This is a genomic window from Parendozoicomonas verongulae, assembly GCF_009711465.1.
In the GTDB taxonomy this organism is placed as follows: domain Bacteria; phylum Pseudomonadota; class Gammaproteobacteria; order Pseudomonadales; family Endozoicomonadaceae; genus Sansalvadorimonas; species Sansalvadorimonas verongulae.
Genome location: NZ_SMME01000680.1, coordinates 1 through 3,847 on the forward strand (window position 1 = coordinate 1; position 3,847 = coordinate 3,847).

General features: G+C 46.9%; 3 protein-coding genes and 1 pseudogene. 1 reads left to right on the forward strand and 3 read right to left on the reverse strand.

Translation table 11 applies throughout. The annotated features are described in order from the left end of the window. Positions 1 to 23: 23 nt before the first annotated feature. Together E1189_RS02725 and E1189_RS02730 are read right to left on the reverse strand one after the other, a co-directional pair. Positions 24 to 245, reverse strand: coding sequence for a hypothetical protein (locus E1189_RS02725; protein ID WP_155158524.1), 222 nt, complete (start codon positions 243 to 245; stop codon positions 24 to 26). Positions 246 to 452: 207 nt separating this feature from the next. Next, entirely contained in the window at positions 453 to 776 is a 324-nt protein-coding gene (locus tag E1189_RS02730; RefSeq protein ID WP_155158525.1) for a hypothetical protein, read from the reverse strand. 165 nt (positions 777 to 941) lie between these two features. Between E1189_RS02730 and E1189_RS02735 the strand changes: the two are divergent. After that, positions 942 to 2,396, forward strand: a pseudogene (locus E1189_RS02735) (ISNCY family transposase). Positions 2,397 to 2,696: 300 nt separating this feature from the next. Here E1189_RS02735 and E1189_RS02740 read toward each other — a convergent pair. Further along, a complete protein-coding gene (locus E1189_RS02740) occupies positions 2,697 to 3,131 on the reverse strand; it encodes a thermonuclease family protein (RefSeq protein WP_155158526.1) in 435 nt (144 codons plus the stop codon). Between the last annotated feature and the right edge of the window lie 716 nt (positions 3,132 to 3,847).

The window sequence follows — 3,847 nt, forward strand, 5'->3', positions numbered from 1 at the left end:
CTGTTGTGTAGTGTGTGGATCTGTTAGCCGTTCAGGGCCTCGTCGCTGTCTATGCCTACCTTCTCAGCTAATGCCTTCAGGTCTTCTACTACCGAAGCCATGGTGCCAGCGTGCGCCCAGTTTACTTCCTCTGGCTCGTAGCCCATGTGGTCTTCTGCGAGTGTGCGGATCTGGTCAAGGAGGGTGATAGCGTTTTCTTTATGCTCTACGAAGGTTTCAAGTGCGGTGGTTTTATTTTTGTCCATGCTGCTTCTCCTTACTGCGTCGTCCTTTGTTGTGTTAACAGTAGGATGACGTCCCACTTAATCCAGCTGATTGGCGATGAAATAAGCGATTCAAGAGAGAGTGAGATAAACGCATCTGTCCTCATTTTTGTAGCGGGTGGGCAAGAATAGTCAGATACAAAAAAGGAGCCAGTCCGGCTCCTTTGTCGCGCTGTGTACCCTTGGCCGTTACAGGCGAGGGCTGACCTTGCGCATGGTATAGAAAGCCACAGTGCGGCCTTTACCTTTGGCATCGTCGAGCAGGTAATCGCCTTTTTCGTATCGGATTTCAGCAAGTGCCTTTTCGTCGAAGGCAACCTCCTCACTGGCTGTTTTGAGTGTGGCCTTCCAGCCTCCGATGCAGTTCAGGCCACCTTCGGTGACAGGCTGCTCATCAATCCGTACTTCGTAGGTTTTGTTGAGCATGGCCTTGAAGTTTTTGGCGATGATCTCGGTTGAGGCGGCTGCGGTTGACTTGTTTGTAGTCTTAGTCTCTGTGGCGTTCTTGCTCATGGCTTTCTCCTTGATGTTGTTGTTCGTTGCAGTGTTCACATTAGGATGGTGTGGGGAGAAAGCGAGTTATAAGTAGTGCCTGTCCGAAAACACAAAACCCTTGGCATTACTGGCTTTTGGGGCATAATTGCCAACGAAGTTTTCTGACAGGTTCCGTTTTTCATCATGCGTCAGCCATTTGAACCACAAAAACAGCTGGGTGAAGTTGATATCTCCGCGATCCGCTTCAATGAACGCTCCCGCGATGACATTCCCCGGTTACTCCGTGGTCTCCAGCATATCTACATCACTCCGGAACTGCAGAAGGCTGTATTCCAGATCCTGGAGCAGGCCATTCCTGAAAGTGTTAACCGCAATAACGGCCGTCCTGGGATGGATCTCTGGCGTGTGCTGGTACTGGGTACACTCCGTCTCTGTATCAACTGCGATTATGATCGCCTTCTGGAGCTGGCCAATGAACATGGGACGCTTCGACAGATGCTGGGGCATGGCCCTTACGATGAACACATCTATCGGTTGCAAACAGTCTGTGACAATGTGAGCCTACTGACGCCGGAGATACTTGACCAGATTAATCAGGTTGTCGTTAATGCAGGACATCAACTGGTAAAAAAAAGATGAAGCGATTCAGGGCCGTTGCGACTCCTTCGTCGTAGAAACCAATGTGCACTTTCCCACTGATCTGAGTTTGCTCAGGGATGCCTGCCGAAAAATAACTGAAATAGTGGGAACCGCAGCTTCTGGACTGGGGGAAACACTCTGGAGACAGCAGAAATATCTGCTGAGCACACTGACCAGGCGTTACCATGCCGTCCGCAGACTCAAACATTCGACGGCCAGCAGCGAATCTCGTCGGGTTGCCAAAGCCAGCCAGATGGACGATGCCTATTTGGCCTACATACAGCACTGTAAACATATTCTTGTGAAGGGTCAGATAACCCTGTCACTACTGAAAAACGTGGTGTTAAAGACAGCAATCCGGATCAACTGGAATGGTTTATCCAGCAAGGTGCACGTCAGGTCGAGCTGATCATCCGCCGTGTTTTTGAAGAACAGGTCATTCCTCACCACGACAAAATTTTCTCATTATTTGAGCCGCACACGGAATGGATCAGTAAAGGCAAAGCCGGTGTGCCTGTTGAGTTGGGATTGCGTGTTTGCGTTCTTCAAGATCAGTTTGGTTTTACATTGCACCACCATGTAATGGTAAAAGAAACCGACGACAAAGTTACCGTACCCATGGCAAAAGGAGCCCAGAAACGCTTCCCATCGATGAATCAGGTCAGTTATGACAAGGGATTTTGGAGTCCCAAAAATCTTGCAGAACTGAATACCTTTCTGGAACATGCCGTGCTTCCCAAGAAGGGGCGGTTATCGTCCGCGGACAAATCACGAGAACGCCACCTGGAATTCCAGCGAGCCCGTCGCCGACATTCAGCCGTTGAGTGCGACATAAACTGTCTCGAGGTTCACGGCCTGGATAAGTGCCGAGACAGTGGGTTAACAGCCTTCAAGCGTTATACGGCTCTGGCAGTTGTCGGAAATAATTTGCAACGATTAGGCAAACTGTTGCTTAAAAAGGATCAGGGCAAGTCGCCTCTTCTGCAAAGAGCAGCTTGAACAGATAACACCACCGGACAGGAGCTCAGATCACTGTTGGTGAGGGTTGCCCGTGTCCGAAAATCAGTGTTCCCTGTGGATATTGTTGAAAATATCAGTTGGGTGATGGCCAAAAGTTAGAAAAATGCCGAGTTTCAGCCAATCACTTTCATACAGTTTCTACCGGTTTGAAAATTTGATGGGTTTTCGGACTGACACTAAGTAAGGTAGGGCTTCAGAGCCTCATGCTCACGATAGAGGTGGAGCAATATTTGCGTCCGCTTTATGAAGTGCCAACCCCTTATTATTTCTTCGCGTAAGTTATTCTGAACACCAACTAATGCGGGTCCCACCAGAGTAAGGAACTGCCGTCCCAGCAGAAAGATGCATGTCTTTCAGAGATCTATCGTCTACGTACACATCTGCGATGATTCGAAAATATTTACCTCTGCGCATGTTACGCAGCTCAATGGTTTGTGCATTTTCCAGCGCATTAACAGTTAGGGACTTTGCTCGCTGCGCCCCTACCTTTTCTTGAGGACATTTCCCCCTAATCTCAGGTGCATCAAAACCGTCAGCTCTAATCGGGATATTATTGCCAACAATATCAGGCCAGCCTGAGATGTGGACTCGAAAGGTGTCAGCATCGTAAACAGAGATGAGCTCTTCAACGATAGCTGTTCCATAGTCTTTATCAGATGCTGTTCCGGTTAATGAAAATAAAGTTATTACAATAAAAAGTACGGATTCTTTCATGTCTTTACTCTGCCTCCTCCAATCCTGATAAGCTGCTCAAGTCCAATGTTGGCCTGATAGCTGGGGTTTTAATACATTGCCTTCACCAAGTACGTTGAATAATAGGATAGATCTAATGCTAGGGGCTTGTTTACATTTACCTGCCTTCTGAAAAAAAATCTCGATTTGGTAGGAACTTAACTATAAATGCTTGCTCTAATAAAACTGGGTGAAGTAAGAGGTTCTTGGAATAAAGAATCTCCGATCTCCCCCTTCAGTTGGACTTTCGCTACGCGAAAGCAGGGTACTATCAATAGGATCTAATCTTTATCACTGTTCCGTACTGAAAATGCAGTTTGACATAGGGGATTAGAACCTTAGAGATTAAGAGAGGTGAATTTATGAGAAAAAGTTTTTTCCTTACCACATTAACTACTTTGTTATGTTTCGTGGCGCTACCTGTATTCTCAGATACTTTAGTAAATGGATATAATCGTAGTGATGGTACATATGTGCAGAGGCACTATCGAAGTGATCCAAATCACACAGTACGAGATAACTACTCCTATAAGGGGAATATTAACTCACATACTGGCAAAATTGGCTCAAACTATTACCGAAACTCACCCTCGTCAGAGTACTATCAGCCCAATATGAGTAATCGGAAAGGGCGAAAGCACTAGCTCTATTGGAGTAGACTTACTACGCAGGGAAAACGCATGAAAGCCCTTGCTATC